Source organism: Micromonospora sp. NPDC005163 (assembly GCF_053599835.1).
In genome coordinates this window covers 1-23018 of the sequence record NZ_JBSFYP010000088.1, presented here as the reverse complement: position 1 = coordinate 23018, position 23018 = coordinate 1, and the positions used below count along the sequence as shown (strand labels likewise).

Annotated in this window: 22 protein-coding genes and 5 pseudogenes; 18 read left to right on the top strand and 9 right to left on the bottom strand. The window is 68.7% G+C overall.

Annotation, left to right across the window (positions count from 1 at the left end; all coding sequences use genetic code 11):
* Positions 1–137: 137 nt before the first annotated feature.
* The 5 genes and pseudogenes from ACWD6N_RS34040 to ACWD6N_RS34020 form a co-directional block, all read right to left on the bottom strand.
* Complete coding sequence (locus tag ACWD6N_RS34040) at positions 138–401, bottom strand: transposase family protein (RefSeq protein WP_450006170.1); 264 nt, start codon at positions 399–401, stop codon at positions 138–140.
* Between the two features lie 272 nt (positions 402–673).
* On the bottom strand, positions 674–805 hold the full coding sequence (locus ACWD6N_RS34035) for a hypothetical protein (protein WP_450006169.1): 132 nt from the start codon (positions 803–805) through the stop codon (positions 674–676).
* A gap of 52 nt (positions 806–857) precedes the next feature.
* Positions 858–1235 (bottom strand): annotated as a pseudogene (locus ACWD6N_RS34030) (transposase); the annotation flags it as partial.
* Between the two features lie 50 nt (positions 1236–1285).
* Positions 1286–1567 carry a hypothetical protein gene (locus ACWD6N_RS34025; RefSeq protein WP_449941750.1) on the bottom strand — a complete coding sequence of 94 codons (282 nt, stop codon included), beginning with the start codon at positions 1565–1567 and terminating at the stop codon, positions 1286–1288.
* A 133-nt stretch (positions 1568–1700) separates the two neighbouring features.
* Positions 1701–2930 (bottom strand): low temperature requirement protein A, encoded by a 1230-nt coding sequence (locus ACWD6N_RS34020; protein WP_450006167.1) that lies wholly within the window; start codon positions 2928–2930, stop codon positions 1701–1703.
* Positions 2931–3097: 167 nt separating this feature from the next.
* Here ACWD6N_RS34020 and ACWD6N_RS34015 point away from each other — a divergent pair, with 167 nt between their 5' ends.
* Positions 3098–3253 (top strand): hypothetical protein, encoded by a 156-nt coding sequence (locus ACWD6N_RS34015; RefSeq protein ID WP_354968669.1) that lies wholly within the window; start codon positions 3098–3100, stop codon positions 3251–3253.
* A 74-nt stretch (positions 3254–3327) separates the two neighbouring features.
* Here ACWD6N_RS34015 and ACWD6N_RS34010 read toward each other — a convergent pair.
* Positions 3328–3525, bottom strand: a pseudogene (locus ACWD6N_RS34010) (NF041680 family putative transposase); the annotation flags it as partial.
* On the opposite strand from ACWD6N_RS34010, the pseudogene ACWD6N_RS34005 reads away from it, so the two are divergent.
* Together ACWD6N_RS34005 and ACWD6N_RS34000 are read left to right on the top strand one after the other, a co-directional pair.
* Positions 3506–4082 (top strand): annotated as a pseudogene (locus ACWD6N_RS34005) (proton-conducting transporter transmembrane domain-containing protein); the annotation flags it as partial. The pseudogenes ACWD6N_RS34010 and ACWD6N_RS34005 sit on opposite strands and share 20 nt — an antisense overlap.
* A 353-nt stretch (positions 4083–4435) precedes the next feature.
* Positions 4436–5338, top strand: a complete 903-nt coding sequence (locus ACWD6N_RS34000; RefSeq protein ID WP_450006165.1) for a peptidase M23 — start codon at positions 4436–4438, stop codon at positions 5336–5338.
* A gap of 86 nt (positions 5339–5424) precedes the next feature.
* On the opposite strand, the pseudogene ACWD6N_RS33995 reads toward ACWD6N_RS34000, so the two are convergent.
* Positions 5425–5775, bottom strand: a pseudogene (locus ACWD6N_RS33995) (multicopper oxidase domain-containing protein); the annotation flags it as partial.
* Positions 5776–5829: 54 nt separating this feature from the next.
* Positions 5830–6159 (bottom strand): annotated as a pseudogene (locus ACWD6N_RS33990) (IS6 family transposase); the annotation flags it as partial.
* A gap of 20 nt (positions 6160–6179) precedes the next feature.
* On the opposite strand from ACWD6N_RS33990, the gene ACWD6N_RS33985 reads away from it, so the two are divergent.
* From ACWD6N_RS33985 to ACWD6N_RS33930, 12 genes are all read left to right on the top strand, one after another.
* Positions 6180–6437 (top strand): hypothetical protein, encoded by a 258-nt coding sequence (locus ACWD6N_RS33985; RefSeq protein ID WP_450006163.1) that lies wholly within the window; start codon positions 6180–6182, stop codon positions 6435–6437.
* Positions 6406–6768: a hypothetical protein gene (locus ACWD6N_RS33980; RefSeq protein WP_450006161.1), complete on the top strand. Its 363-nt coding sequence runs from the start codon at positions 6406–6408 to the stop codon at positions 6766–6768. Before ACWD6N_RS33985 ends, ACWD6N_RS33980 begins: the two co-directional genes overlap by 32 nt.
* Positions 6765–7844 carry an ABC transporter ATP-binding protein gene (locus tag ACWD6N_RS33975; RefSeq protein ID WP_450006159.1) on the top strand — a complete coding sequence of 360 codons (1080 nt, stop codon included), beginning with the start codon at positions 6765–6767 and terminating at the stop codon, positions 7842–7844. Before ACWD6N_RS33980 ends, ACWD6N_RS33975 begins: the two co-directional genes overlap by 4 nt.
* Entirely contained in the window at positions 7841–9628 is a 1788-nt protein-coding gene (locus ACWD6N_RS33970) for an ABC transporter permease (protein ID WP_450006157.1), read from the top strand. The genes ACWD6N_RS33975 and ACWD6N_RS33970 overlap by 4 nt, the downstream gene beginning before the upstream one ends.
* Positions 9629–9649: 21 nt before the next feature.
* The gene (locus ACWD6N_RS33965) at positions 9650–10744 is read left to right on the top strand and encodes an ABC transporter substrate-binding protein (RefSeq protein ID WP_450006155.1); all 1095 of its coding nucleotides are present in this window, start codon (positions 9650–9652) and stop codon (positions 10742–10744) included.
* Between the two features lie 113 nt (positions 10745–10857).
* On the top strand, positions 10858–11505 hold the full coding sequence (locus ACWD6N_RS33960) for a GntR family transcriptional regulator (protein WP_450006153.1): 648 nt from the start codon (positions 10858–10860) through the stop codon (positions 11503–11505).
* A 4-nt stretch (positions 11506–11509) separates the two neighbouring features.
* Positions 11510–12565 (top strand): 4-oxalomesaconate tautomerase, encoded by a 1056-nt coding sequence (locus ACWD6N_RS33955; RefSeq protein ID WP_450006151.1) that lies wholly within the window; start codon positions 11510–11512, stop codon positions 12563–12565.
* Entirely contained in the window at positions 12562–14040 is a 1479-nt protein-coding gene (locus tag ACWD6N_RS33950; RefSeq protein WP_450006149.1) for an MFS transporter, read from the top strand. The genes ACWD6N_RS33955 and ACWD6N_RS33950 overlap by 4 nt, the downstream gene beginning before the upstream one ends.
* A gap of 437 nt (positions 14041–14477) precedes the next feature.
* Positions 14478–15128, top strand: coding sequence for a GntR family transcriptional regulator (locus tag ACWD6N_RS33945; protein WP_450006147.1), 651 nt, complete (start codon positions 14478–14480; stop codon positions 15126–15128).
* 28 nt (positions 15129–15156) lie between these two features.
* Positions 15157–15861 (top strand): 4-carboxy-4-hydroxy-2-oxoadipate aldolase/oxaloacetate decarboxylase, encoded by a 705-nt coding sequence (locus tag ACWD6N_RS33940; RefSeq protein WP_450006145.1) that lies wholly within the window; start codon positions 15157–15159, stop codon positions 15859–15861.
* A 123-nt stretch (positions 15862–15984) separates the two neighbouring features.
* Positions 15985–16131, top strand: a complete 147-nt coding sequence (locus ACWD6N_RS33935) for a hypothetical protein (protein WP_450006172.1) — start codon at positions 15985–15987, stop codon at positions 16129–16131.
* A gap of 31 nt (positions 16132–16162) precedes the next feature.
* On the top strand, positions 16163–16972 hold the full coding sequence (locus tag ACWD6N_RS33930; protein WP_450006143.1) for a DUF1932 domain-containing protein: 810 nt from the start codon (positions 16163–16165) through the stop codon (positions 16970–16972).
* Between the two features lie 39 nt (positions 16973–17011).
* Here ACWD6N_RS33930 and ACWD6N_RS33925 read toward each other — a convergent pair whose 3' ends face one another.
* The gene (locus ACWD6N_RS33925; RefSeq protein WP_450006141.1) at positions 17012–17668 is read right to left on the bottom strand and encodes a GntR family transcriptional regulator; all 657 of its coding nucleotides are present in this window, start codon (positions 17666–17668) and stop codon (positions 17012–17014) included.
* A gap of 231 nt (positions 17669–17899) precedes the next feature.
* On the opposite strand from ACWD6N_RS33925, the gene ACWD6N_RS33920 reads away from it, so the two are divergent.
* The 3 genes from ACWD6N_RS33920 to ACWD6N_RS33910 all read left to right on the top strand — a co-directional run bounded on the left by ACWD6N_RS33920 (position 17900) and on the right by ACWD6N_RS33910 (position 22512).
* On the top strand, positions 17900–18919 hold the full coding sequence (locus tag ACWD6N_RS33920; RefSeq protein ID WP_450006139.1) for an amidohydrolase family protein: 1020 nt from the start codon (positions 17900–17902) through the stop codon (positions 18917–18919).
* A gap of 353 nt (positions 18920–19272) precedes the next feature.
* Entirely contained in the window at positions 19273–19449 is a 177-nt protein-coding gene (locus ACWD6N_RS33915; protein WP_450006137.1) for a hypothetical protein, read from the top strand.
* Positions 19450–19590: 141 nt separating this feature from the next.
* Positions 19591–22512: an FAD-binding and (Fe-S)-binding domain-containing protein gene (locus ACWD6N_RS33910; RefSeq protein ID WP_450006135.1), complete on the top strand. Its 2922-nt coding sequence runs from the start codon at positions 19591–19593 to the stop codon at positions 22510–22512.
* Positions 22513–23018: the final 506 nt, after the last annotated feature.

Genomic DNA, 23018 nt, shown 5'->3' with positions numbered 1-23018 from the left:
GCGGAGCGAACGCCGGAATCTCGTTCGACTTCGCCGCGACCTGGACCTGCGCCAGGACCACACCGGTCGAGGTGTCGTAGGCCGACAGCAAGTGAGCCCGCCCCTCGGGCAGGACAGCGCCGGGCACCACCTTGCCGTCAACAGCGATGACCCGTCGCACCGGCGGCGGCGCCGACAGCCGACAGCCGGGAGCACAGCCAGTCGGCCAGCACCGCCGTCAACGTCTCGGCGTCGACGCGGACCAGCAACCGCCACACCGTGGTCAAGACCGGCACCCGACCGGTGAACCCGAGCCGACCCCACGCTGGCGCATCGAGATCGTCGACCCAGTCGACGATCGCGGCGAACGTGCTGGCTCCGGCCATCACCGCGCACACCGCGACCGCGAGCACGCTCGCCAAGTGATACCGGATCCCTCGCGGATCACGCGGGTCAGGAACTCGTGCCAGGGCCGCCAGCAGGCCATCGGACTCACGGCCGGCAGCCGTGGTGTCGGTCGAGGCGGGGGCGTGCTGACGGATCACGTCGATCAGCGATGATGACATGCGCGGGTGTGGTCCCTTGTCGGTGTCATGTTGTCTCAGCAACTCCGTGATCACCGACGGGGCCGCGCCCGTCCCGCGTCACCCTCCAATCAGGCCGTGGCACCGCGTACGCCCAGGTCAGACACACCTCAATCGACTACGCAAAGACCCTGGGCCAGGGGTCGCTTGCTGTCGCGGGCGTGGTGGCGGTTGACGGCGGCGATGTTCGTGACGCCGGCGAGGCGTAGTGCGCCGATGGCGGCGTTGCGCAGGACGGCCATGACGTGGGGTCCGTTGCCGGTGCGGATCTGAGTGAGCGTCCGGGAACTTCGGTCACCAGTTGCCGGTGCGGGCGAGTCGGCGTGACATTGTCATGATCATGGCGATGTAGATCATGGCCTCGTGGTGGCCGGGCTTGGTCTCATAGTCGCGTACGCAGCGGCGATGCTTGCTGATCCAGGCGAACGTTCTCTCTACCACCCACCGGCGGGGCAGGACGACGAAGCCCGGCTCGGTGCGTTTGACGATCTGGACAGTCAGGTGCAGGACGTTGCGGGCCCAGACGAGCAGCCGTCCGGCGTATCCGGCATCGGCCCAGACCAGGGCGATGGTGGTGAAACGTTCGCGCAGGCGGGCCAGTAGTCGGTGGGCGGCGCCGCGGTCCTGGATGCCGGCCATCGTGACGATCACGGCCAGCAGCAGGCCGCCGCCCGGCGACGACGCGGCCCAGGGTTACCCCTCCGCACCGGCAGAGTGCCGCTTCAACGAGGTGAGTTCCAGTGCCGGAACAGCTGCTGCACCTCCGCGTGCCAGCGGACCGCCCCGTCAACCCAGCCGGCGCCTGGCTGCCCTGTGGTGGCATTGACAACCAGCGCGGGCAAGGACGGCTCTCCGGCGGCGATGCACTCCTCGGCGACCTGGGCTAGAACGTGGCGCATCTGATTCCGGAGATCGATGCCGGCCATGCCAATGGCTTGTCCTAGTTCGCCATAGGTGAGCAGCGACCTTCGCATCGCGGCGATGATCAGCGCTGCACGTGCCATGCGGACGACCCTGTCCGTCGAATCGGGTCAACCCCAAGCCATTAGCAACGTACGTAGGCTCCACAAAGTGGCGGGGCATCGACGCGGCAAACCTTCCATCCGCCGTCGATGCCCGCTCTTGCTTGGGCGGCGGTCAGCCGGGCGGCGACGGGACCTCCGGTGGCTTGCCCGCAGCGTTGCGCCAGTCCAGCACGGCGATGAGCAGCAGCACTGCGGCGGCGGTGGTCGCGGTGGCCAGCGGCGACACCCGCCCCATCAGCGGGGCTGCCGCGGCCAGCAGGGCGATGCCGACGATCCTGCGCCGCGAGACCCGGGCGAACACCAGATGCTCCAGGCGGGCCCGGCCGACGAGGAACAGCGCCGGCCCGCCCAGGATTGTCGCCAGCCACGACGGGTGTGTCACGTGGGTGTGGCTGTGCTGCACGATCTCATATCCGATTGCGGTGGTGACGATGCCCAGCACCATCAGCGCATGCGCGAACCCGACCCGTCGACCCCACCCCGCGGGATCGTCTGCCGCGTCGAGGGCCTCGGGCAGCAGCTCACCGGCCTTTTGGAAGTACACCCGCCACAGCAGCGTCGTGGTGGCGAAAGCGATCACCAGGCCAGCAGTCTTGTAGAGGTCGTGCGGGTGGGTGCTATAGCTGGTCCCGACGGCGAGGATGCTCGCACCGAGGGCGATCATCAACAGCTGTTGGTTCCGGTCCGCCAGGTAGTGCCCGGCGAGCTGCCAGATGGTGTTCTGACGCCGACCCAGCCCGGGCAACGGCCAGCCCAACCTCGCCGATCCCAGATCCACCACCGCCGCCACCGCCCACCACACCAGCTGGGCGGCGCCGACGGCCACCCCGCCGCCTACCCAAAACACCCCGGCCAGGCATAACCACGCCGTTACCCGCCAGTACAACCGGCGCAACCGGTGCGACCGCAGACCCAGCGACATCACGGCCGGGCGCGCCACCCGTGCCGTCACGAACACCACCGCGAACACCAGACCTTCACCGGCGAACGCCCCCGGCACAGCCGTCCCCATGATCATCATGGCGAAGGTGCTGAGCAGCAGCATCACCCGAGTGCCCGCGCCGCGTGGCTCGAACCGGCCGGTGAGGTACGCGGTGGTGGTCCACAGGTACATCACCGATATGAGCAGCAACACCGTCCGGCCGGCATTGCCCCACCGCTGCGCCGGGTCGTCGCTGAGGAAACCGGGCAACGACCCCGCGACCACACGGTCGAACGCGAACACCACCGCCAGATCGAAGAACAACTCCACGAACGTCGCCTGCTGCGCGCTGCCGCTCCGCCGCAGCAAACCCACCGCCCGACCCGCGGCCTGCCGCCGCCCGGCAAACCGGCTGCCCATTTGCCCCATTCAACTGCCCGGCAGGCCCGAACACACCCGATACCGCCAAGTCAACCGCCGCTCTTGAACGCATAACCGCTCGCTGCCATCCCGTCTGCCGCCGACCCACACCTCGGAGGAGGGCACTGTTGCGTTGAGCGTTGGCAAGATCGAGGCAGGCTTGAGCAGTGACGTCATCGACCCGGCCTGACCCGTGGCTGCCTCCGAAGTCGGCGTTCGCCGGGTTCCGGTTCCCGCCCGAGGTGATCGTGGTCGCGGTCCGCTGGTATCTGCGGTTCAACGCTCAACGCAACAGTGCCGTTGTATGTCACGGCACGAAATGATCGCCCATTGTGGGCGAAGGACAGCAAGAACTCTTGACAGTTGAAGATCGAAAGCTGTGCGACAGCCTCGTGACTCTCGCGCGGAGGTGCCGAAACCCTCGGCGGACGCGGGCGGGTGACAGACGCTGCGGTGGTGCGGGTTTCTCCCAGGGCCAGCGCAGGTCGGCGGCCAGGGCGCAGGTCAGACGGAGCTGGGTGTAGGCGGCGAGGATCATCCAGGTCCAGCGGTCGGCGGCCTGTGGCGTGCGGATCTTCGGGCAGGTGGATCCGAGGCGACTGCTCGGCTTGTCCACCGTCAGCCAGGTCGGCTTTCTCCTCGTGCCGGTCGTGGCCGCCGGCCGCAGCGACCTCGCCCTGCCCTCGCTGCTGGTCTACCTCACCGGTAACGTGGTCACCAACATCGCCGCGTTCGCTGCCACCGCGGCTCTGCCCGAGTGCCGGGACCTCGCCCACTGGCGGGGGGTCGCGGGCCGTCGGCCGGGGTTGGCGGCAGCGCTGCTGGTGGCCCTGCTCGGCCTGGTGGGAACCCCACCCACCGCCGTGTTCGTCGGCAAGCTCACGACAGCGACCGCCGCGTGGGACGGCGGCTACGCCTGGCTCGCGGTCGTCGTCTTCGCGAACAGCGTGGTCAGCCTGTTCTACTACCTGCGCTGGATCATCCCGACCTACCGCGAGCCCGCGCTCGCACCGCCGGGCAGCGATCACTCCCCGTCCCATGACAAGCCAGGGAGGCCGTGGTCGGCGAGGGTTGCGGTGACCGCTGCCGCACTCAGCCACGCCGTGGGTGTCGGCCGCGGGCCTGCTGTGGGACGCGGCGGCGTCGCCCTAGACGCTGGACAGACGGTCCGGTGAACGAGGCGGGAACCGCCGGTGACCGCCAGCCGCGACCCGCTGACCAAACAGGGCGAATACGCCGATCTGCCATAGGTCTAGTAGCGAACGGTCGAACCCCATATCACCTGAAAGGCTGAGTTAATCGATCACCGGTTCGCAGTTGGCCTGCTGGGCCGTTCCGACCCTGCCCTCCGGCGCGCGACGGAATGACCTGTTTGCCAGGACGGCGAGGATCCTCCCCATCGCCGCCGGAGCCAGCCTGAGGCTCCCCTTGCGGCCGAGCAAAGTGTGGTCACCGCCACATGATCACCGTGTGTAACCGCTGCTGACCCTGCTTAGCCTCGTCGGATGCATAACGACGGCAACCTCGACGACCATCACGGCCTCGGCGGACCGACTGACCGTTCGGACGATGCTACCTCCACCGACCGGACAGACGGACGGTTTCAGCCTCGGCTGTCCAGGGCCGTATCGCGGCTCAACGGCCTCGTCGGTCTCGATAACCAGGCCGCCGACCGGCGGCACCGGAACCGCATGGCGATGGTCACCGGTGCAGCCTGCTGCCTCGGACTGGTCGGCTTCGCCCTGATTCCCGCCAACCCCGCCGGCCAGTCACCGGCCCCCGACCAGCGTGCCGAGATCGCCCAGCGGGCGGAACCTGACGCCGCCTCCCGCGCGATGGCCCGCGAGTCCGCCGCCCCGGTCACCGAAAGCCCCGCCCCCGCAAGCTCCCCGTCACCGACGGCCAAGCCCACCCCGGAGGCGAAGGCGACCGCGAAGGCGACCGTGAAGCCCAAGCCCACGCCTAAGCGGATCGTCCCGGTCGCCGGGCTGGACCAGGCCCAGATGGACAACGCGACGACGATCGTCCGCACCGGCCAGAAGATGGACGTGCCGCGCAAGGCGCTGGTCATCGCGGTAGCCACCGCCATGCAGGAGAGCAACCTGTACAACTACGCCAGCGGCGTGCTGCCGGAGTCGCAGAACTACCCGCACCAGGCGATCGGCTGGGACCACGACTCGGTCGGGCTCTTCCAGCAGCGGCCCAGCTCCGGCTGGGGCGCGATTCGGGACCTGATGAAGCCCGAGTACGCCACCCAGCAGTTCCTCACCGCACTATCGGAGGTTCCCGGCTGGCAGGACCTTCCGCTGACCGTCGCGGCGCAGACGGTGCAGGTGTCGGCGTTCGGATGGCTGTACGCCCAGCACGAGTGGCGGGCCACCGAGGTCGTGGACGCCGTCCTCTCCTGACGACCGCCCCCGAGCGGCTCCTGCTGGGTCAGCTGCCGCTTCAGCACGACCGTGCCTGACTGTCGAGATGGACCGTCGACGCGGCCTCAATCCCGGTAGTCGAGCGTGGCCATCATGCCGGCCTCGGCGTGGTAGACGTTGTGGCAGTGGGCCATCCAGCGGCCCGGGTTATCAGCGTCGAAGTCGACGGTGACCGTCCGGCCGGGAACGACGATGACGGTGTCCTTGCGGACGCCGCCACCGGCCACGGCGAAGGTGTGTCCGTGCAGGTGCATCGGGTGAAACATGTGGCTGCGGTTGACGAATTCCAGCCGCACCCGCTCACCCAGCCGCGCCGGCAGTGACGCGGCGTCGTGGTAGGTGGCTCCGTTGATGGTCCACCGGTAGGGGCTCATCGCCCCCAGCTTCAGCGGGTGCACTCGGTCCGGTCGCCGCCGGCCGGGCATACCTGACGGCCCACCTCTTGCTGGCGCTTAAGGGAGTGGCATGAGGCGGGCCGAGACGAGCACGTCGATGACCTGCCCGTCCTGGTCGACCGCCCGGTACACGTACCGCCACACCCAGTTGACCTTGACGTACGTCTCATCGACATGCCACCTGTCGCCTGGTGAGTGCCGGCAGAAGCGGGCGGCGTCGGCCAGCAGTGGGGTGAACCGCTGCATCCAGCGGTAGACGGTGACGTGGTCGATCTCCACGCCGCGTTCGACCAGCAGCTCTTCAACGTCGCGATAGGACAGGCTGTACCGCAGGTACCAGTGCACCGCGACGACGATCACCTCCGGCGGGAACCGGAACCCGGCGAACGCCGACTTCGGCGGCAGCCATGGGCCAGGTCGGGTCGATGACGTCACTGCTCAAGCCTGCCTCGATCTTGCCAACGCTCAACGCAACGGAGCCAGGTCGGGTGTTCGGCGAGTTCTTCGCAGGTCATGCCGTGTTCGCGGGCCTGCTGTCGCAGCCGGGCGGCAGCCCGATCGCGTTACCTCGCAGCAAAGGCTTGACTTTCGCCAACAGAGTTGGCAACAATTCTGCCCACTATTCCATCGACAAGTTGAAGGGAGGGCTGCGTGACCATCGTTGCGATGCCCGGGCTCGGTGAAGCCGGACGCCGGTACGCCTTCGACCTGCGCGCTCGCGGGTACCAGGTACAGGGCGTTGACCCTTATGTCGAACTCGGCGACGACCGGGTGGATCAGTTCGCCACGGTCGACGAGGCGGTGGCCGAGTCCGACCTGGTGATCGGCCTCGTCGGAGCCCGCGCCGCGGACGAGGGCGTGGTGGTGGTCGCGGCGGACCGCGTCGGCGAAGTGGTGGCGGCGAGCCAGGCCCGTGAAGCGAACGTGGCCACCGCCCGCCAGAGGTACCTGGCGGACGTGCTCTCCTGCGATCTACAGGGGTTTCGTACGGCTGACGAAGGGATGTCGACATGAAGGTCGACGTCCAAGGACTGACCCTGAAGTACGGCGACGCTGTGGCGGTTTCGAACCTGGACCTGACAGTGGGCGACGGTGAATCCCTGGTTCTCCTCGGGCAATCCGGCTGCGGCAAAACCAGCACCATGCGGTGCATCGCCGGGCTGGAGACACCAACTTCGGGCGTCATCAGTATCGGCGATCAGGCGGTATTCGACAGCGCTAACGGAGTCAACCGGGCTCCGCACACCCGCAACGTCGGCATGGTGTTCCAGTCGTATGCGATCTGGCCGCACATGACGGTCTTCGACAACGTCGCCTTCCCGCTGAAGATGAAGCGCCGTAAGAAGGCCGAGATTCGTGCCGTCGTCACCGAGACCCTCGACCTCGTCGGCCTGGCGCACCTGGCCGACCGCGGCGCTAGCCTGCTGTCCGGTGGGCAGATGCAGCGGGTGGCGCTGGCCCGCAGCCTCGCGATGCAACCGTCGGTCCTGCTGCTCGACGAACCGTTGTCCAACCTCGACGCCCGGCTGCGGCACAGGCTTCGGTTGGAACTGCGCGAACTACAGGTGCGGCTCGGCCTGACCTCGGTGTACGTCACCCACGACCAGGACGAGGCGATGGCGCTGGCGGACCGGATTGCGCTGATGCAGCACGGCCGGATCGTTCAGGTCGGCAAGCCTGAGGAGATCTACGCCCACCCCAAGAACGCGTCGATCGCCGAGTTTCTGGGGGTCGACAACCTCTTGCCGGTGACGCGTTCGGACACCACGAGCGTTCAGCTCACCGCCACCGGACAGACGCTCAAGGTCGAGCCGTACCAGGGGGATGGCGGCCCACTGCGGGCCTGCATCCGGGCCGAAGACGTGCAGATTTCCCGGGAACCGACCGGCGACGCGAACACGTTACGCGGCACGATCGTGAGCCGCGCGTTTCAGGGCTCCGTGGTTGCGTATCGGGTACGGATCAGCGACGGGGTCGAAATCGATGCCGTGCTGATGAAGTCGGCCGGGCATTCGTTCTCCATCAACAACCAGGTCAGCGTATCGCTGCCACCGGACGCCATCCAGGTCCTGCCCCTGGAGGCGTCATGACGGCCGCCGCCCCCTCCCCGACGGATGTCGACCCCAACCCTGCCGGCGTCGACCGCCCCCGCGTGGGCGTCGACCGCTCCCCGTTCAGGCGCCGCCTGTCATCGCTGCGAACCGCAACAGTTCCCGTCACGCTGCTGATCATCCTCGCCGTCCTGATCCTGGCTCCGGTCGGATTCGTGGCGCTCGCCGCGTTCACCACCAAGACCCCGCGGCCGGGCAACATCGGGTTCGACCTGACCATCGAGAACTTCCGGACCGTGTTCAGCAGCGGATCGCTGCAGGCGACCTGGAACTCGCTCAAGGTCGGAATCAGTGCCTCCGTCCTCGCGCTCCTCATCGGCGGTTTCCTGGCGTTCGTCACCGCACGCACGAACGTGTACGGGCGGCGCTTCCTATATCTCGTCGGGTTCGTCCCGATGCTCCTACCCTCGTACGTCGGAGCGCTCGCCTGGTCGGTGCTTGGCGGCAAGAACGCCGGGCTGCTCAATATCGCACTGCGCGACTTCGGACTACCCGGCTTCGTCAACATCAACAACCTGTCGGGCCTGGTGCTCGTGCTGGCGTTGTACTACGCGCCGTACGGGTTCCTGCTGATGCACGGCGCACTGAGCCTGATGAACCCGGAACTGGAACAGGTCGCAAACCTTCACGGCGCCCGGCCCGGCCAGGTGCTCCGAACCGTGACGTTTCCGCTGGTCACACCCGCGATTCTGGGCGCCGCCGTGCTGACATTCGTGCAGACCGTGGAGAACTTCCCGGTGTCGCAGATCATCGGCGGAGCGGCCGGCGTCGACACCCTACCCACCTACGTCTACCGGCTGATGAACTCCACACCGACGCGGGGGAACGAGGCCGCCGCGGTAGCGATCGCCCTGGTGGCCGTGGTGCTCGTAGTGACCGCGGTACAGCGGCGCATCCTGGCACGGCGGAAGTTCACCACGATCTCCGGAAAAGGCATGCGGCCCCGGCAGATCGACCTCGGCAGGTGGCGCCTTCCGGCTTTGCTCGCGGGCCTGATGTACTTCCTGCTCTCCAGCGTCCTGCCAGTGCTCGCGCTGCTGTTCGTCTCGCTGCACTCCTCGCCGTACATCGGCACGATTACCGGCGCTTTCACCCGATCCGATGCCTTCACGGCAAAGACCTACGTGAACGTGCTGTCCTCTGCGATCACACAGCGCGCGACGGTCAACAGCGTCCTCGTATCGGTGGCGGCTGCGGCACTTGGCACGGCATTAGCGTTCGTGGTCGCGTACGTGGTGCACCGCACGATACTGCCGGCGCGGCGACTGCTCGAGTACGTCTCGATGCTCCCGCTCGCGATCCCGGCGATCGTGCTCGGCCTCGGCCTACTGTGGACCTGGCTGATCGCACCGGTTCCGGTCTACGGGACGCTGACGGTGATGGTGATCGCGTTCACCGCGGCACAGATGCCACAGGGATTTCGCGGGGTGGCCTCGTCGATCGTCCAAGTGGACCGGGACCTCGAGGACTCCGCCGTGATGCACGGCGCCTCCCGCCCCCGAGCGGTTGCCGCGATCACTGCGCCGCTGCTGCGGGTCGGCCTGACGTCCACGTTCCTGCTCCTGCTGATGCTATCCATGCGGGAGCTGACCGTTCCACTCTTTCTGTTCACCTCCGACACTCGGCTGTTGTCCATTGTCATTTTCGACGACTTCGACAACGGCATCCTGCAACGGGCCGCAGCCACCAGCCTGCTGTATTGCGTGGTGATCCTGGCCCTGTCCGTGTTGGCCAGGCGTTTCGGCGCCAAGGAACTCAAGTAGCCCTCACCCCTGGAGTCGTCCATGAGATTTCGCCGTCCCCCTCTCAAGATTCTCGTCCCGGCTCTGATCGCCGGGCTTGTGATGTCCGCGTGCGGGCAGCCGAGCGAAACTGCGAAGGCGTCCGAGTTGATTGTCGGAGGCGAACTGATCGCCGACGAGGGTCTGTACGCAGCTGCCAAGAAGGAAGGCTCGCTGGTTTTCTACACCGGCGGCAGTGAGCAGTCGGAGAAGGCGGTCACCGAGGCGTTCACGAAGACCACCGGGATCGAGGTGGAAATCGTCCGGCTCGCGCCGAACAAGCTGACCGAACGGATCCTCTCCGAGTCGGGCGCTAAGAAGCTCGGCGCCGACGTGATGCGTACCTCCGGCGAGGACATCATCCTGGAGCTGGCCAAAGCCGGCGCGTTCCAGAAGACGAAGCTGTCGGAGCCGATCCAGAAGGCTGCGGGGAAGGCCGTCGGGCAGGACGGCCTCTATTTCGCCAGCTTCGACCGGGTCTATTCGTTTGCCTACAACCATGCCGCCGTGGGAGCGGGCAAGGGACCGCAGAACTGGGCGGACCTGTTGGACAGCAAGTGGAAGGACAAGCTGTCGATAGTTCAGGTCGGGGCCGGCGGAAGCACCGCGGCGCTTACCCGCTTCCAGCTCGACAAGCTGGGTGGGGACTACCTGAAGTCGTTCGCGGCCAACAAGCCCAGAATCTTTGACTCCTCCGCTGGCCAGACCGACGCGCTGACGCGCGGCGAGGTGTCGGTGGCGACGATGCCGGTGGCGACGGGGATCGGCGCCATCGCGGACGGTGCACCGCTGACGATCGCCGTGCCCGAGGAAGGCGCTGCCGGCTACCCCTTCTACATCGGGGTCGGCGCCCAAGCGCCGTCGCCGAACGCCGCCCAGGTGTTCGCCAACTGGTTGTTGTCGAAGGAGGCGCAGGAGATCGCCGCGAGCCAAGGCGACTACCCGGTCCGCACCGACGTCAAGACCCCGAAGATCGGCGACACGGAACTCCCCGCCCCCGACAAGGGGTGGCTGTACCGTGCGGACACCCAAACCACCCTGGAGCATGTCGAGCAGGACGCCAAGCTGTGGCGCGAGATCTTCGGCTACACCGGCTGATGCCACCCTCCGACGGCTCGGCTGCCACAGGCTGGATCGCACCCGCCGTGGCAGCCGAGCCGCGGGAGCATGTGCACCGATCCATCAGAACCTCGAACGGGGAAGGCACTTTGATGACGCTTGCCGATCGCATTCGTGAGGCGATCTTCTCCGGCGACCTGGCGCCGAATCAACGACTGATCGAAGCTGACCTGTGCGCGCAGTTTCAGGCTTCCCGATCGCACATCCGCAATGCCCTGACCGATCTAGTCGGCGAGGGCATTGTGGAGCGGATTCCGAACCGTGGCGCCAGGGTCAGGGCGATCACCGTGGAGGAAGCGGTCGCGATCAACGAGGTGCGCATGGTGGTGGAGGGCCTGTGCGCGGCGAAGGCGGCGGCACGGGTGACCGACGACCAGGCCGAACTCCTGCGTGCCATCGGCGAGCGTATGACGTCGGCGGTGATGTCCGGAGATCTGATCGGGTACTCGAACTTGAACAAGGAACTGCACTCGCTCATCGGGAGAATCAGCGGACAGACAGCGGCCTGCGAGGTCATCGAACGGCTGCGCGGTAACCTAGTACGCCATCAGGTTCGGCTGGCGCTGCAGCCTGGTCGGGCATCGGAATCCCTTCCGCAGCACCTCGCGATCATCGAGGCGATCTGCCACAAGGATCCCGATCGGGCTGAGGCCGAGATGCGAACGCATCTCCGCAATGTGATCGAGGCACTGGAAGCCGCGAATCCCGCGGCGGAACACGCCTTCCCGCCCGGAGTGTGACGAAATGATGACGACCTCTGGCGTGCCCTGCGTCGTGATGCGCGGCGGCACGTCCAAAGGCCTATACTTCCTGGCCTCTGATCTGCCAGCGTCGCCCGGGGCGCGCGACGACCTCCTGCTGCGCCTGATGGGCTCGCCGGATCCGCGGCAGATCGACGGACTCGGCGGCGCACACCCGCTGACCAGCAAGGTCGCGGTGGTCGCGCCCGGTGCCGAACCCGGCTCCGTGGACTACCTGTTCCTGCAGGTGCAGGTCGACCAGCCGCTGGTATCCGATCAGCAGAACTGCGGCAACATCCTCGCCGGTGTGGCACCGTTCGCGATCGAGCGCGGGCTCGTCGCGGCGCGACCCGACGTCACCACGGTTCGCGTCAACCTGCTCAACACCGGCGGGGCCGCGGTGGCCACAGTGCAGACACCCGGAGGTGCCGTCAGGTACGACGGGGACGTCGCGATCGCCGGTGTTCCCGGCACCGCGGCACCGGTCATCCTCGACTTCGAGAACACCGCCGGCTCCTCGTGCGGTGCCCTGCTGCCGACCGGTGAGATCTGCGAAGTGATCGACGGGATCAGCGTCACCTGTATCGATAATGGGATGCCGGTGGTGGTGATGCCCGGTGAGCATCTCGGAATCACCGGGCAGGAGAGCCCAGCCACCCTGGAGGCAGACCCCGACCTGCGGCGACGCCTGGAGTCAGTGCGCTTGGAAGCCGGTCGCCGGATGGGGCTGGGCGACGTAACCCTCAAGACGGTACCGAAGCTCACCATGGTGTCCCCGGCCCGCGCCGGTGGAGCATGCAGCACCCGGACGTTCATCCCGCACCGCTGCCACTCCTCGATCGGCGTACTGGGGGCCGCCAGTGTGGCCGCCGCGCTGCGTCTGCCTGACAGCGCCGTCGCCGGTTGTCTCGACGAAGCCTGGACCGGGCCGCGAATCAGGCTGGAGCACCCGACGGGATACCTGGACGTCGAGGTGGAACTCGACGGGGAGAAGGTTACCCGGACCGGGGTGGTCCGTACCGCCCGCAAGCTGCTCGACGGGATCGCGTTTCCCCGATGACCCGCGGCGGACAGCCGACGCTGTTCTGGTCCTTGCTCGTACCGCACGCGATCCTGGTCCAGGTCGTCAGCTACGGGCTTCGGCCGTCCCTCTCGTACGCGGTGCTCGACCTTGGGTACGGCTCCGAGTGGCTCGCGGCGGTCGCCGCGCTGTTCGCGGTGCCACCGCTGGTTCTGGCAGTCTTCACCGGGCGACTGGTTGACCGGGTAGGCGAGCGGCCATGCATGGCGATCGGTGCCCTGGCGCTCATCGGCTCGGCAGTAGCCGCGTACGCCGGTCATTCCGGGATGTCGATGCTTATCGCTTCGACCGTTCTGCTCGGCGTCGGAAACATCTTCTCGATGATCGGGGAGCAGTCGGCGGTGACTGGGCGGGCCCGGGGCCAAAGGGCGGACGCCATCTTCGGGACCTACACGTTCATGACGTCCCTCGGGCAGTCACTCGGCCCGCTATTGCTGTTGATGCCGCGGCCGCCCGGAGTTGTCTCGCCGCCGCTGGGACAGGTCGCGTTGTTCTGCGTGGCGGCCGGCGTGGTGGCGCTCGCCACCTCCCTCGGGTTCGGCACACACCATCGCGCCTCGCCGGTTCCAGCATCCGGATCGGCGGAATTCTGGTCGGCCCGGCGACTGCTCGCCATTCCGGGCATGTCCCGGGCGCTGCTGGTCGGCGGCCTGATCCTAGCCTCCATCGACGTGACGCTCGCCTACCTGCCGGCCCTGGCGCACGCCCGGGGACTCGCGCCGGGGTGGGTGACTGCGATGCTGGCGGCGCGCTCGCTGCTGTCGATGCTCTCCCGGATCAACCTGGCAGGGTTGGTATGCAACCTCGGCCGACGCCGGCTGGCAATGGGTGCGTGCGCGGTGTCGGCGCTGGCCCTGTGCGGATCAGCGGCACCGCTACCCCCGCTGGGACTGGTCGCACTAATGGCGATATACGGGTTCGCGGCGGGTGTCTGCCAGCCGATGACTATGGGCTGGGTGGTCCAGTTGGCACCACCGAATACTCGCGGGACGGTGCTCTCGCTGCGGCTGGCGGGCAACCGACTGGCGCAATCGGTCATCCCGGGAGTTTCCACCGCCGCAGCCATTGTCGGGGGAGCACCGGGTGTGCCTCGTGTTGACCGGAGCGACGTTGGCCGTGGCCGCCTGGTCGTCGTCCGTGATCGCCGACAGCAGCGCCTGAGGGCCGAAGTAGGTGCGGGCCCGAATGCCTTCGGATCGGGGTGGGGTGTTTGCGGGATCGGGCGGCGATCGCGGTCTTCCCATCGATTGACAGCACCACCGCGTCGGCGGGTGGGTGCAGGTGGAGCTGGTACACGTCGGCGCGGTCCACAAACAGCGGGTCGTCCTTGCGGGTCAGCCAGGCTCGCACTCGGTGCGGCCGCAGGTCGGCGTCGGCCAGGATCCGTCCGAGGTGGGAGACGGGATCGAGGTGCCGTACCGCCCGGCCATCTGCTCGCCGATCCGCAGGTGTGACCAGGCCGATTCCGGATGTGGTGGGGCCGAGGTGGCCAGCACGGTGATCCGTAACCGATCGGCGGGGCCGGTCGCTGGGCGGGTGGTCGGTCAGCCCCGCCCTGCCCTAAGAGGGGCGAACCGGCATCGCCGTTTCCGCACGGCGTCCACGCTGATCCGCCGATCCGGGGTATGGCAGCGTTCGTCTGCGCGGCCGCGGCGGCCAGCACGATCCGGGCTCGTAACACCGTGAGGGGGCGGCGGTGGTCACCGATCGTGGTAGCCGTTGTACCTGCTCGCGTTGCCGCTCATCCAGCACCATCGGCGTCGCTTGTCACCGTCACGTTGGCGGCCCTCGTGTTCGTGCGCTGGCCTGAGAGTGCAGTTCCAACAAAAGAGTTGACAATCCTGTTGCCAACCTCCTACCGTCGGCGCAGGATCTGCTGGGGGAGAGGGCCGTGTCGAGGACTGTCAGCGGCGAGGCTGCGGGCCGGCAGGCCCAGGTGTGGTTGCGCGAAGCGATCACGGGCGGCGAGTTCGCCCCGGGCCAGCGGCTGATCGAGGCTGACCTGGTGAGCCTGCTGGGTGCGTCCCGCAACGCCGTCCGGCTCGCCCTGGAATCTCTGGTGGCCGAAGGGCTGGTCGAGCGGATCCCCAATCGCGGGGCCCGCGTGCGGACGGTCTCGACCGCAGAGGCGGTGGCGATCACCGAGTGCCGTATGGCGCTTGAAGGCCTGATCGCGGCGAAGGCCGCGCAGCACGCCACGGACGCCGAGGTAGCCGAACTGCGCGCCCATGTCCGGCGGATGCCGGAGGCCGTGCAGGCGGGCGAACTCATGCGGTACTCAGCGCTCATCCACGAGTTGCACCAGCTGATTCGTCAGGCCGCGCGCCAGCCCACGGCGGCCGCACTCATCGAGCGCCTCCAGGCGCAGATCGTCCGTCAACAATTCCAGCTGTCGCTGCTGCCCGGGCGGCCGCAGGTCTCGCTGGCCGGCCTCACGGCCGTCGTGAAGGCGATCACGGCGCGGGATCCGGAGTCTGCGGAGGCGGCGGCCCGGGCCCACCTGAGCAGTGTGATCGCTGCCCTGGGCGAGAAGAGCGCCTGATGTTCCTAGTGGAGAAGGAGGCCCTCTCATGAGGACTGTCGTTGTCACCGACCCACCGCGTGCCGACCTCGGCGACGCGGAGCGTCTCGGTGGGTATGGTGTCGCCACTGTGCACGAGGCGCTCGGCCGCGTCGGCTACCTGGGCCCCGAGTTCCGGCCCGCGTGGCCGGGCGCGCGCGTGGGCGGCACCGCCGTCACCGCCCTATGCTGGCCCGGGGACAACCTGATGATCCACGTCGCGGTCGAGCAGTGCCGGCCTGGTGATGTTCTGGTGGTCGCGACCAACTCGCCCTCGACGGACGGGCTGTTCGGTGAGCTGTTCGCCACCGCCCTTGCCAGGCGCGGCGTCCGTGGAGTGGTGCTCGCCAGCGGTGTACGCGACGTCGCGGAGCTGCGGGAGATGAGGTTCCCAGCGTGGTCGCGGGCGGTCAGCGCGCAGGGCTCGGTCAAGGCCACGGCCGGCTCGGTGAACGTACCGATCGTCCTCGGAGGACAGATTGTGCGTCCCGGCGACGTGATCGTCGCAGACGACGACGGCGTCATGGTCGTACCCAGGACCGACGTGCCCCGGGCGCTGGCCGCCGCGCAGGCCCGGGTGGACAAGGAGGCCGCCAGCCGCGCCGCCTTCGAGCAGGGCCAGCTGGGCCTGGACCGCTATGGGCTACGCGACAAGCTCAAGGACTTCGGCATCGAGTACGTCTCCTACGACGAGTACGTCCAGGGTGAGCGGTGAGCTACGACGACACCGGGGTGCGCTGCAGCATGCTGCGCGGTGGCACATCCCGTGGTTTGTACTTGGAGGCTGCTGACCTGCCCGGCTGGCCCGGCCGAGCGGGACGATCTGCTGCTGCGGCTGATGGGCACTCCCGATCCGCGCCAGATCGACGGCCTGGGCGGCGCTGGGGTCTCCCACCGCGGGTCGTCCGCCCGGGCGTCGTACACACGACCGGCAAGCTTTTCGACGGCACCGCCTTCCCCCGCGCCTGAGTTTCCCCACCCGTGATCCCTGTGTTCATCGACCATATGGAGACAGCATGCCCCCGTTGCACGAGACCCCTCGTCCCGAGGCCTGCACGGCCTTCCGCATCGCCGTCCTCGGGCTGGGGGAGGCCGGATCGGAGATCGCCCGCGATCTGGTAAGGGCCGGCGCCGACGTTCGGGGCTACGACCCGAGGGTGACGCCGGCCGACGGCGTCGACCCGCGGGCCGACGAGGCCGACGCGGTGCGCGACGCCGATCTTGTGCTCAGTGTCAACAGCTCTCACGACGCGATGGATGCACTGCTCAACGCGTTGCCTGCCGTGCCGCCGGGGACGATCTGGGCCGACCTCAACACCGCTTCACCGGGTATCAAGGCGGCGCTGGCGGAGGCGGCCGGGCCCATCCCGGTCGTTGACGTCGCGCTGATGGCGCCGGTGCCTGGCAAGGGGCTGCGTACTCCCATGCTGGTGTCCGGCGACGCCGCCGACCGGTACGCGGCCATCCTGTCCGGCTTCGGCGCGAAGGTCGCGATCCAGCCAGGGACTGCGGGCGCAGCCATCTCGCGCAAGCTGCTCCGCAGCGTCTTCTACAAGGGGCTGGCCGCGGCGGTGGTGGAAGCGCTGGCCGCCGCGGAGGCAGCAGGTTGCGCCGACTGGCTGCGCGACAACATCAGCACCGAGTTGGCCGGCTTCGACCAGCACACCGTCGACAGGCTGGTCGACGGGACCCACCAGCACGCCCGCCGGCGCGCGGACGAGATGACCGCTGCCACCGAGCAGCTCGAGGAGCTGGGGGTCACGTCGCGGATCAGTGCGGCAACCCGTGACCTGCTCATCGACCTGCGCGACAACGGCGGGCGATAGCGCGCCGACGTCGGCCGGGCGACCGTGTCACGCCCGGCTCTACTCGGCGTCGTCCTGCTGCAGCGCCGTGATGACGCTGGTCAGATGTGCGCGCGCGGCGACCTCCGCGTCGGCGGGTTCGCGGCGTGCGATCGCGTCGATGATCGCGAGGTGTTCCCGGAGGGAGACCTGCGGGCGACCGGCGCGCAGCGCGAGCCGGAACTGGTGTCGAACCAGCTGGCCGTTGAGCCGGTCGAGCAGCTTCGAGGCCACCGGCTGCGCCGCGTACTCGCGTACGAGGCGGTGGAGTTCCCGGTTGAGCGCTGAATACTGCATCGGATCGCCGTCCGCCACCGCGCGCTGCATCTGGTCGCCGAGATCGGTCAGTACGGCGACCTGCGCGTCGGTGATCCGCTCTGCCGCCTTGGCAGCACATAGGCCCTCGAGGACCATGCGGCACTCGGTGATCGCCACCGCCTCGGCCAGGGAGACGACCCGCACGCGGGCGCCGCGGTTCGGGATGCGCTCGACCAGTCCCTCGGCGGCCAGGTCGAACAGCGCTGCGCGGAGACTGGCGCGGCTGACGCGGAACGACTCGGCGAGCTCTGCTTCCACCAGCCGCTGTCCGGGCGCGAGATCGCCGTTCATCAGCGCGGCGCGCAGCGCGTCGGCCGCCAGTCTCGTACCGACGGCACCCTCACGGGGAGTCTTGGCCAATCCAGACCTCCTCAGTCGCGGATGAGTATAAGGCCCCATGTGGAGGCCGCCCAAAATATTGTCGACAATCTGCTCGACAGGTATTGCGACAATGTTGCGTGGTACTTAGGCTCACAGCTGCCGAGCGGCATGCGTGAGACGTGACGTGGGCCCACAAAGCGCCGCACGTCGTCCTGCCCGTGAACGGCGCTGGTCCTGCCGGCCAGCCCGACCCGAGGAGCCTTGAAACACGTGATCATCGACTGTCATGGCCACTACACGACCGCGCCCCAGGCGCACACGTCGTGGCGAGAGGCGCAGCGAACGGCATTCGGTGCAGGCGAAGCGCCGCCGGCCTACCCGGGCATCTCCGATGACGAGATCCGCGAGACGATCGAGGGAAGCCAGCTACGGCTGATGGCCGAGCGCGGGATCGACCTGACCATCTTCTCGCCGCGCGCCTCGGCGATGGGCCATCACGTCGGTGACGAGGCCGTCTCCAGCCGCTGGGCGCAGGTCTCCAACGACCTCGTCGCACGTGTGGTCGAGTTGTACCCCGACAACTTCATCGGGGTCTGCCAGCTCCCGCAGTCACCCGGAGTCCCTATCTCGCACTCGGTAGCGGAGCTGCGGCGGTCTGTGCTGGAGCTCGGTTTCGTGGGATGCAACCTCAACCCCGACCCCAGTGGCGGGCACTGGACCTCCCCGTCGCTGACCGACCGCAGCTGGTACCCGTTCTACGAGGCGATGGCGGAGCTGCAGGTGCCGGCGATGGTGCACGTGTCGGCGGTGACCAACACGAACTTCCACGCCACCGGGTCGCACTACCTCAACGCCGACACCACGGCCTTCATGCAGTTCCTGCAGTCGGACCTGTTCAAAGACTTCCCAGACCTGCGGTTCGTCATCCCGCACGGTGGGGGAGCGGTGCCCTACCACTGGGGCCGGTTCCGAGGGCTCGCGGACATGCTCGACCGGCCCGCGCTGGACGAGTCGGTCATGGACAACGTCTTCTTCGACACCTGCGTGTACCACCAGCCCGGCATCGACCTGCTCTTCAGCGTCATCGGCGTCGACAACATCCTGTTCGGCTCCGAGATGGTCGGCGCGGTCCGGGGGATCGATCCGCAGACCGGCCATTACTTCGACGACACCCGCCGGTACGTGGACGCCTTGGACCTGGCGCCGGGCGACCGCGAGAAGGTCTATGAGCGCAACGTCCGCCGGGTCTACCCACGACTGGATGCGGCGCTGAAGGTCAGGAGCCGCTGAGTGTGCCGTCTCCCGGGGACCCCAGTCCAGCGGCGACAGCCTGCCCGGGTGGCCACCCGAGGTGATGACCGGCGTTGACGCCGATCCGCCACAGCCCTCGCGGCGGCCGGGACCGCCAAAGACCGACAACCAATTGCGACCTGACTGATGTCAACAAAATTGCCGGCAGAGCTGATGGAAGGAGCCGCCGTGGACGTTGTGCCACCGCCACAGCCAGTGCGGGCCACCCTTGGCCGAGACGGCCGCAGGCGGATGGCCGCCGATGAGACGTACGCGCGACTGCGACAACATCGCCAAGGGGCGGGGATGCCCGACGAGCGGCCGGTCGGGGTCGACCTGGCCATCGCGCGCGGGTGGGCCGCACTGCGGTCCGCACATTGCCCGCCCGGCTGGAGCAGGAGCGGCTCGTGGTCCACGAGCCGAACCATGGGGCCCGGGTGCGGATGGTGACCGAGGCCGAGGCCCTGAAGATCACCCAAGCACTCACTGCACGCGAGGCCGCTCTGCATGGCACGCCCATGTTCCCGTGATGACCGTGCGCGAGACTATCGTCGTCGGTGCGAAAAACACCACCGAACACCCACACGAGGCGACCGACTCCACACTGAACGACGGCCCGCGCCGGCCGTGGCCCGATGCACCGCCCGTATGTTGACGAAAGAAGGGCACGAATGAAGTCGGTGCGTGCACCGGGGCGCAGCGATGATGTCGTTGCGGCCCTTCGCAAGGTGGTCGACGGGGATGTCGACGACTCCGAACGCCGCCAGGCCGAGTACTCAACGGACGCGTCGAACTACCGGGTGCCCCCACGGGTGGTGGTGGCACCGCGCGACAGCGACGACGCGCTGGCGGCCCTGGACGTGGCCCGCCGCCTCGGAGTGCCGATCACGGCCCGCGGCGCGGGGACGTCGGTGGCGGGCAACGCAATCGGCACCGGGATGGTGCTGGACTTCTCCCGGCACATGGACCGAATCATCGCGCTCGACCCCGACGCCCGCACCGCCGTGGTCCAACCGGGTGTTGTCATGTCCTCCCTGCAAGCCGCGGCCGCTCCCCACGGACTTCGCTTCGGCCCGGACCCATCGACCCAGAACCGGGCGACTCTGGGCGGGATGATCGGGAACAATGCGTGCGGCCCGCACGCCGTCGCATACGGGCGCACGGCCGACAACGTCGTCTCACTCGATGTCGTCGACGGCACCGGGCGGCGATTCCACGCCGGCGCAGGCACGCTGGAGCCGGTCGCGGGCCTGGACGCCCTGGTGCGCGCGAACCTGGCGACGATCCGCACCGCGCTGGGCCGCTTCGGCCGACAGGTCTCCGGCTACTCCCTCGAGCACCTACTGCCCGAGAACGGCCGCGACCTGGCCAAGATGCTCGTGGGTACCGAGGGCACCCTGGTCACGGTCCTGCAGGCCACGGTGAACCTCGTGCCCGCGCCGGCCGCCCCGGTCGTCGTCGCGCTGGGATACCCGAACATGCCGACGGCCGCCGACGCCGTCCCCGCGCTTCTGGCCCACCGGCCCCTGGCGATCGAGGGCATGGACGCCCGCCTGGTCGAGGTCGTGCGCCGCCACCGCGGAGCGGGCGCGGTGCCACAGCTGCCCGCCGGTGGCGGGTGGCTGCTCGTGGAAGTCGGCGCCGAGGCCGGTGAGGGCGTCGACGACGTGCTAGCCCGAGCGCGCGCGCTGGCCGCCGACGCCGGCACCGACGCGGTGCGGGTGGTGCCCGCAGGAACCGAGGCGACGGCGCTGTGGCGCATCCGGGCCGACGGCGCGGGTCTGGGCGGGCGGACCCCGAGCGGGGCACCGGCGTGGCCGGGCTGGGAGGACGCTGCCGTCCCACCTGAGCGGCTGGGGGACTACCTGCGCGACTTCACCGCCCTGATGGCTGACCGTGGCGTAGACGGGCTGCTGTACGGGCACTTCGGCGATGGCTGCGTGCACGTGCGTCTGGACCTACCGCTGGAGACGCCCGCCGGGATCGGGCCGTCCCGGGCGTTCCTCGAAGCGTCCGCGGACCTCGTCGCCTCCTACGGCGGGTCACTGTCCGGCGAGCACGGAGACGGGCGGGCTCGTTCTGAGCTGCTGACGCGCATGTACGGCCCTGAGGTGATCGGCCTGTTCGGCCAGGTAAAAGCCCTGTTCGACCCGGAGAACGCGCTGAACCCGGGGATCGTGGTGGACCCGCGGCCCCTGGACGCGGACCTGCGCCGGCCCTTCGCGCGCCCGATCTCACCCCGGCAGGGATTCGCATTCGCCGAGGACGGCGGGAACTTCACCACCGCGGTCCATCGCTGCACCGGGGTGGGCAAGTGCCGGGCCGACAACACCGCCGCAGGCGGGTTCATGTGCCCGAGTTACCAGGCCACCCGGGACGAGAAGGACGTCACACGCGGGCGCGCGCGGGTGCTGCAGGAGCTGACCAGCGGCTCGCTGGTCACCGCCTGGGACTCCCCGACGGTGCTCGAATCCCTCGACCTGTGCTTGTCGTGTAAAGCGTGCTCGACGGACTGCCCCACCGGCACCGACATGGCCCGCTACAAGGCCGAGGTCCTCCACCGCGCCTACGCGGGCAAAATACGCCCGCGCAACCACTACATTCTTGGCCAGCTGCCCCGCTGGTCGTCGCTGGTCACCAAGGTCCCGGCCATAGCCAGGCTGGTCAACACAGTGCTGAGGGTCCGCCCGATCGCGAGGGCGGTGCTCACCGCGGGCGGGATGGACCCCCGCCGACAGATGGTCACCTTCGCCCAAGAACGCTTCTCCGCCTGGTTCAGGGAGCAGGGCCGCGCGACCATACCCGATGGCGCGGCGCCCGCCGTCGCCAGGCCCGCGTCCTCCTCTCCGCCGCAGCCGGTGGTGCTGTGGGCGGACACGTTCTCCGACACGATGGACACCGCTGGGGCGCGTGCCACTGCCCGCGTGCTGCAGGAGGCCGGGTACACCGTGATCGTGCCCGAAGAATCCGCCTGCTGCGGGCTGACCTGGATCTCCACCGGCCAGCTCGACGGGGCGAAGAAGCGACTGACCCACCTGCTCTCCGTCCTGGCGCCTTACGCCGCCGGGGGGATCCCTGTCGTGGGCGTCGAACCCTCGTGCACCGCCGTGCTGCGCTCAGACATGGTCGACCTTCTCCCAGGCGACCCCCGCGCCCCGACACTCGCAGCCGGCACCTACACCCTCGCCGAGCTGCTCACCGCCCCCGCGCCACTGGGCCCCGGACCCCGCTGGACCCCGCCGTCGCTGGCAGGCGTCGAGGTCGTCGCGCAGCCCCACTGCCACCACCACTCGGTCATGGGCTGGGAAGCCGACGCCGCCCTCCTGGCCCGGGCGGGCGCATCCGTGACCCGGCTGGCCGGGTGCTGCGGCCTGGCCGGCAACTTCGGCATGGAGGCCGGCCATTACGACACCTCCGTAGCCGTCGCCGAGAACGCCCTGCTGCCCGCCCTGAGCAATGCCGGGCCGGACACCGTGTACCTCGCGGACGGCTTCTCCTGCCGCACCCAGGCCGACCAGCTAGTCGGTCGCCCGGGCGTCCACCTCGCCGAACTTCTCGCTCGCGGCAACTACGGCTCTACGGCAGCTAAGTGAGCTCCTGGTGCTGCGTCAGGAGGTGGCGGTGCTGCGGCGACAGGTCGCTCGGCCGCGGGTGGGACTGGGCTGACCGGGCGTGCTGGCCGGCCTGATACGGCTGCTGCGCCGCCGATTGTGGGACGGGTTGTTCGTTCGGCCGGGCACCCTGCTGCGCTGGCATCGGGATCTGGTCCGCCAGCGCTGGACCTATCCGAGCCGACGCGGCCGGCGACCGGTCACCGGGGAGATCCGCGGTCTGGTGTTGCGACTGGCCAGGGAGAATTCGACCTGGGGCTACCGCAGAATTCATGGCGAGCTGCGCCGGCATGGCTACCGGGCGGTGCCAGTACCAACTGGGTCATCCTCAACCTGGCCGGGATCGATCCCGCTCGGAAGCGGTCGGCGGTGACCTGGCGGCAGTTCCTAGGGGCCTAGGGCGTGTCCTGCCGATCATGGAAGCCAGATGATGGCAGCGATGAGGACGAGGCTGGCTCGGTACAGGGATGCGCGCTTGGCGTAGCGGG

Coding starts and splice junctions, on each gene's coding strand:
- ACWD6N_RS33935 (WP_450006172.1), top strand. CDS start 15,985: ATGGGCACTCCCGATCCGCGCCAGATCGACGGCCTGGGCGGCGCTGGG.
- ACWD6N_RS33910 (WP_450006135.1), top strand. CDS start 19,591: ATGAAGTCGGTGCGTGCACCGGGGCGCAGCGATGATGTCGTTGCGGCC.
- ACWD6N_RS34020 (WP_450006167.1), bottom strand. CDS start 2,930: ATGGGCAGCCGGTTTGCCGGGCGGCGGCAGGCCGCGGGTCGGGCGGTG.
- ACWD6N_RS33955 (WP_450006151.1), top strand. CDS start 11,510: ATGATGACGACCTCTGGCGTGCCCTGCGTCGTGATGCGCGGCGGCACG.
- ACWD6N_RS33940 (WP_450006145.1), top strand. CDS start 15,157: ATGAGGACTGTCGTTGTCACCGACCCACCGCGTGCCGACCTCGGCGAC.
- ACWD6N_RS33970 (WP_450006157.1), top strand. CDS start 7,841: ATGACGGCCGCCGCCCCCTCCCCGACGGATGTCGACCCCAACCCTGCC.
- ACWD6N_RS33960 (WP_450006153.1), top strand. CDS start 10,858: ATGACGCTTGCCGATCGCATTCGTGAGGCGATCTTCTCCGGCGACCTG.
- ACWD6N_RS33985 (WP_450006163.1), top strand. CDS start 6,180: ATGACGTCACTGCTCAAGCCTGCCTCGATCTTGCCAACGCTCAACGCA.
- ACWD6N_RS34000 (WP_450006165.1), top strand. CDS start 4,436: ATGCATAACGACGGCAACCTCGACGACCATCACGGCCTCGGCGGACCG.
- ACWD6N_RS33930 (WP_450006143.1), top strand. CDS start 16,163: ATGCCCCCGTTGCACGAGACCCCTCGTCCCGAGGCCTGCACGGCCTTC.
- ACWD6N_RS34035 (WP_450006169.1), bottom strand. CDS start 805: ATGGCCGTCCTGCGCAACGCCGCCATCGGCGCACTACGCCTCGCCGGC.
- ACWD6N_RS34025 (WP_449941750.1), bottom strand. CDS start 1,567: ATGGCACGTGCAGCGCTGATCATCGCCGCGATGCGAAGGTCGCTGCTC.
- ACWD6N_RS33965 (WP_450006155.1), top strand. CDS start 9,650: ATGAGATTTCGCCGTCCCCCTCTCAAGATTCTCGTCCCGGCTCTGATC.
- ACWD6N_RS33950 (WP_450006149.1), top strand. CDS start 12,562: ATGACCCGCGGCGGACAGCCGACGCTGTTCTGGTCCTTGCTCGTACCG.
- ACWD6N_RS33975 (WP_450006159.1), top strand. CDS start 6,765: ATGAAGGTCGACGTCCAAGGACTGACCCTGAAGTACGGCGACGCTGTG.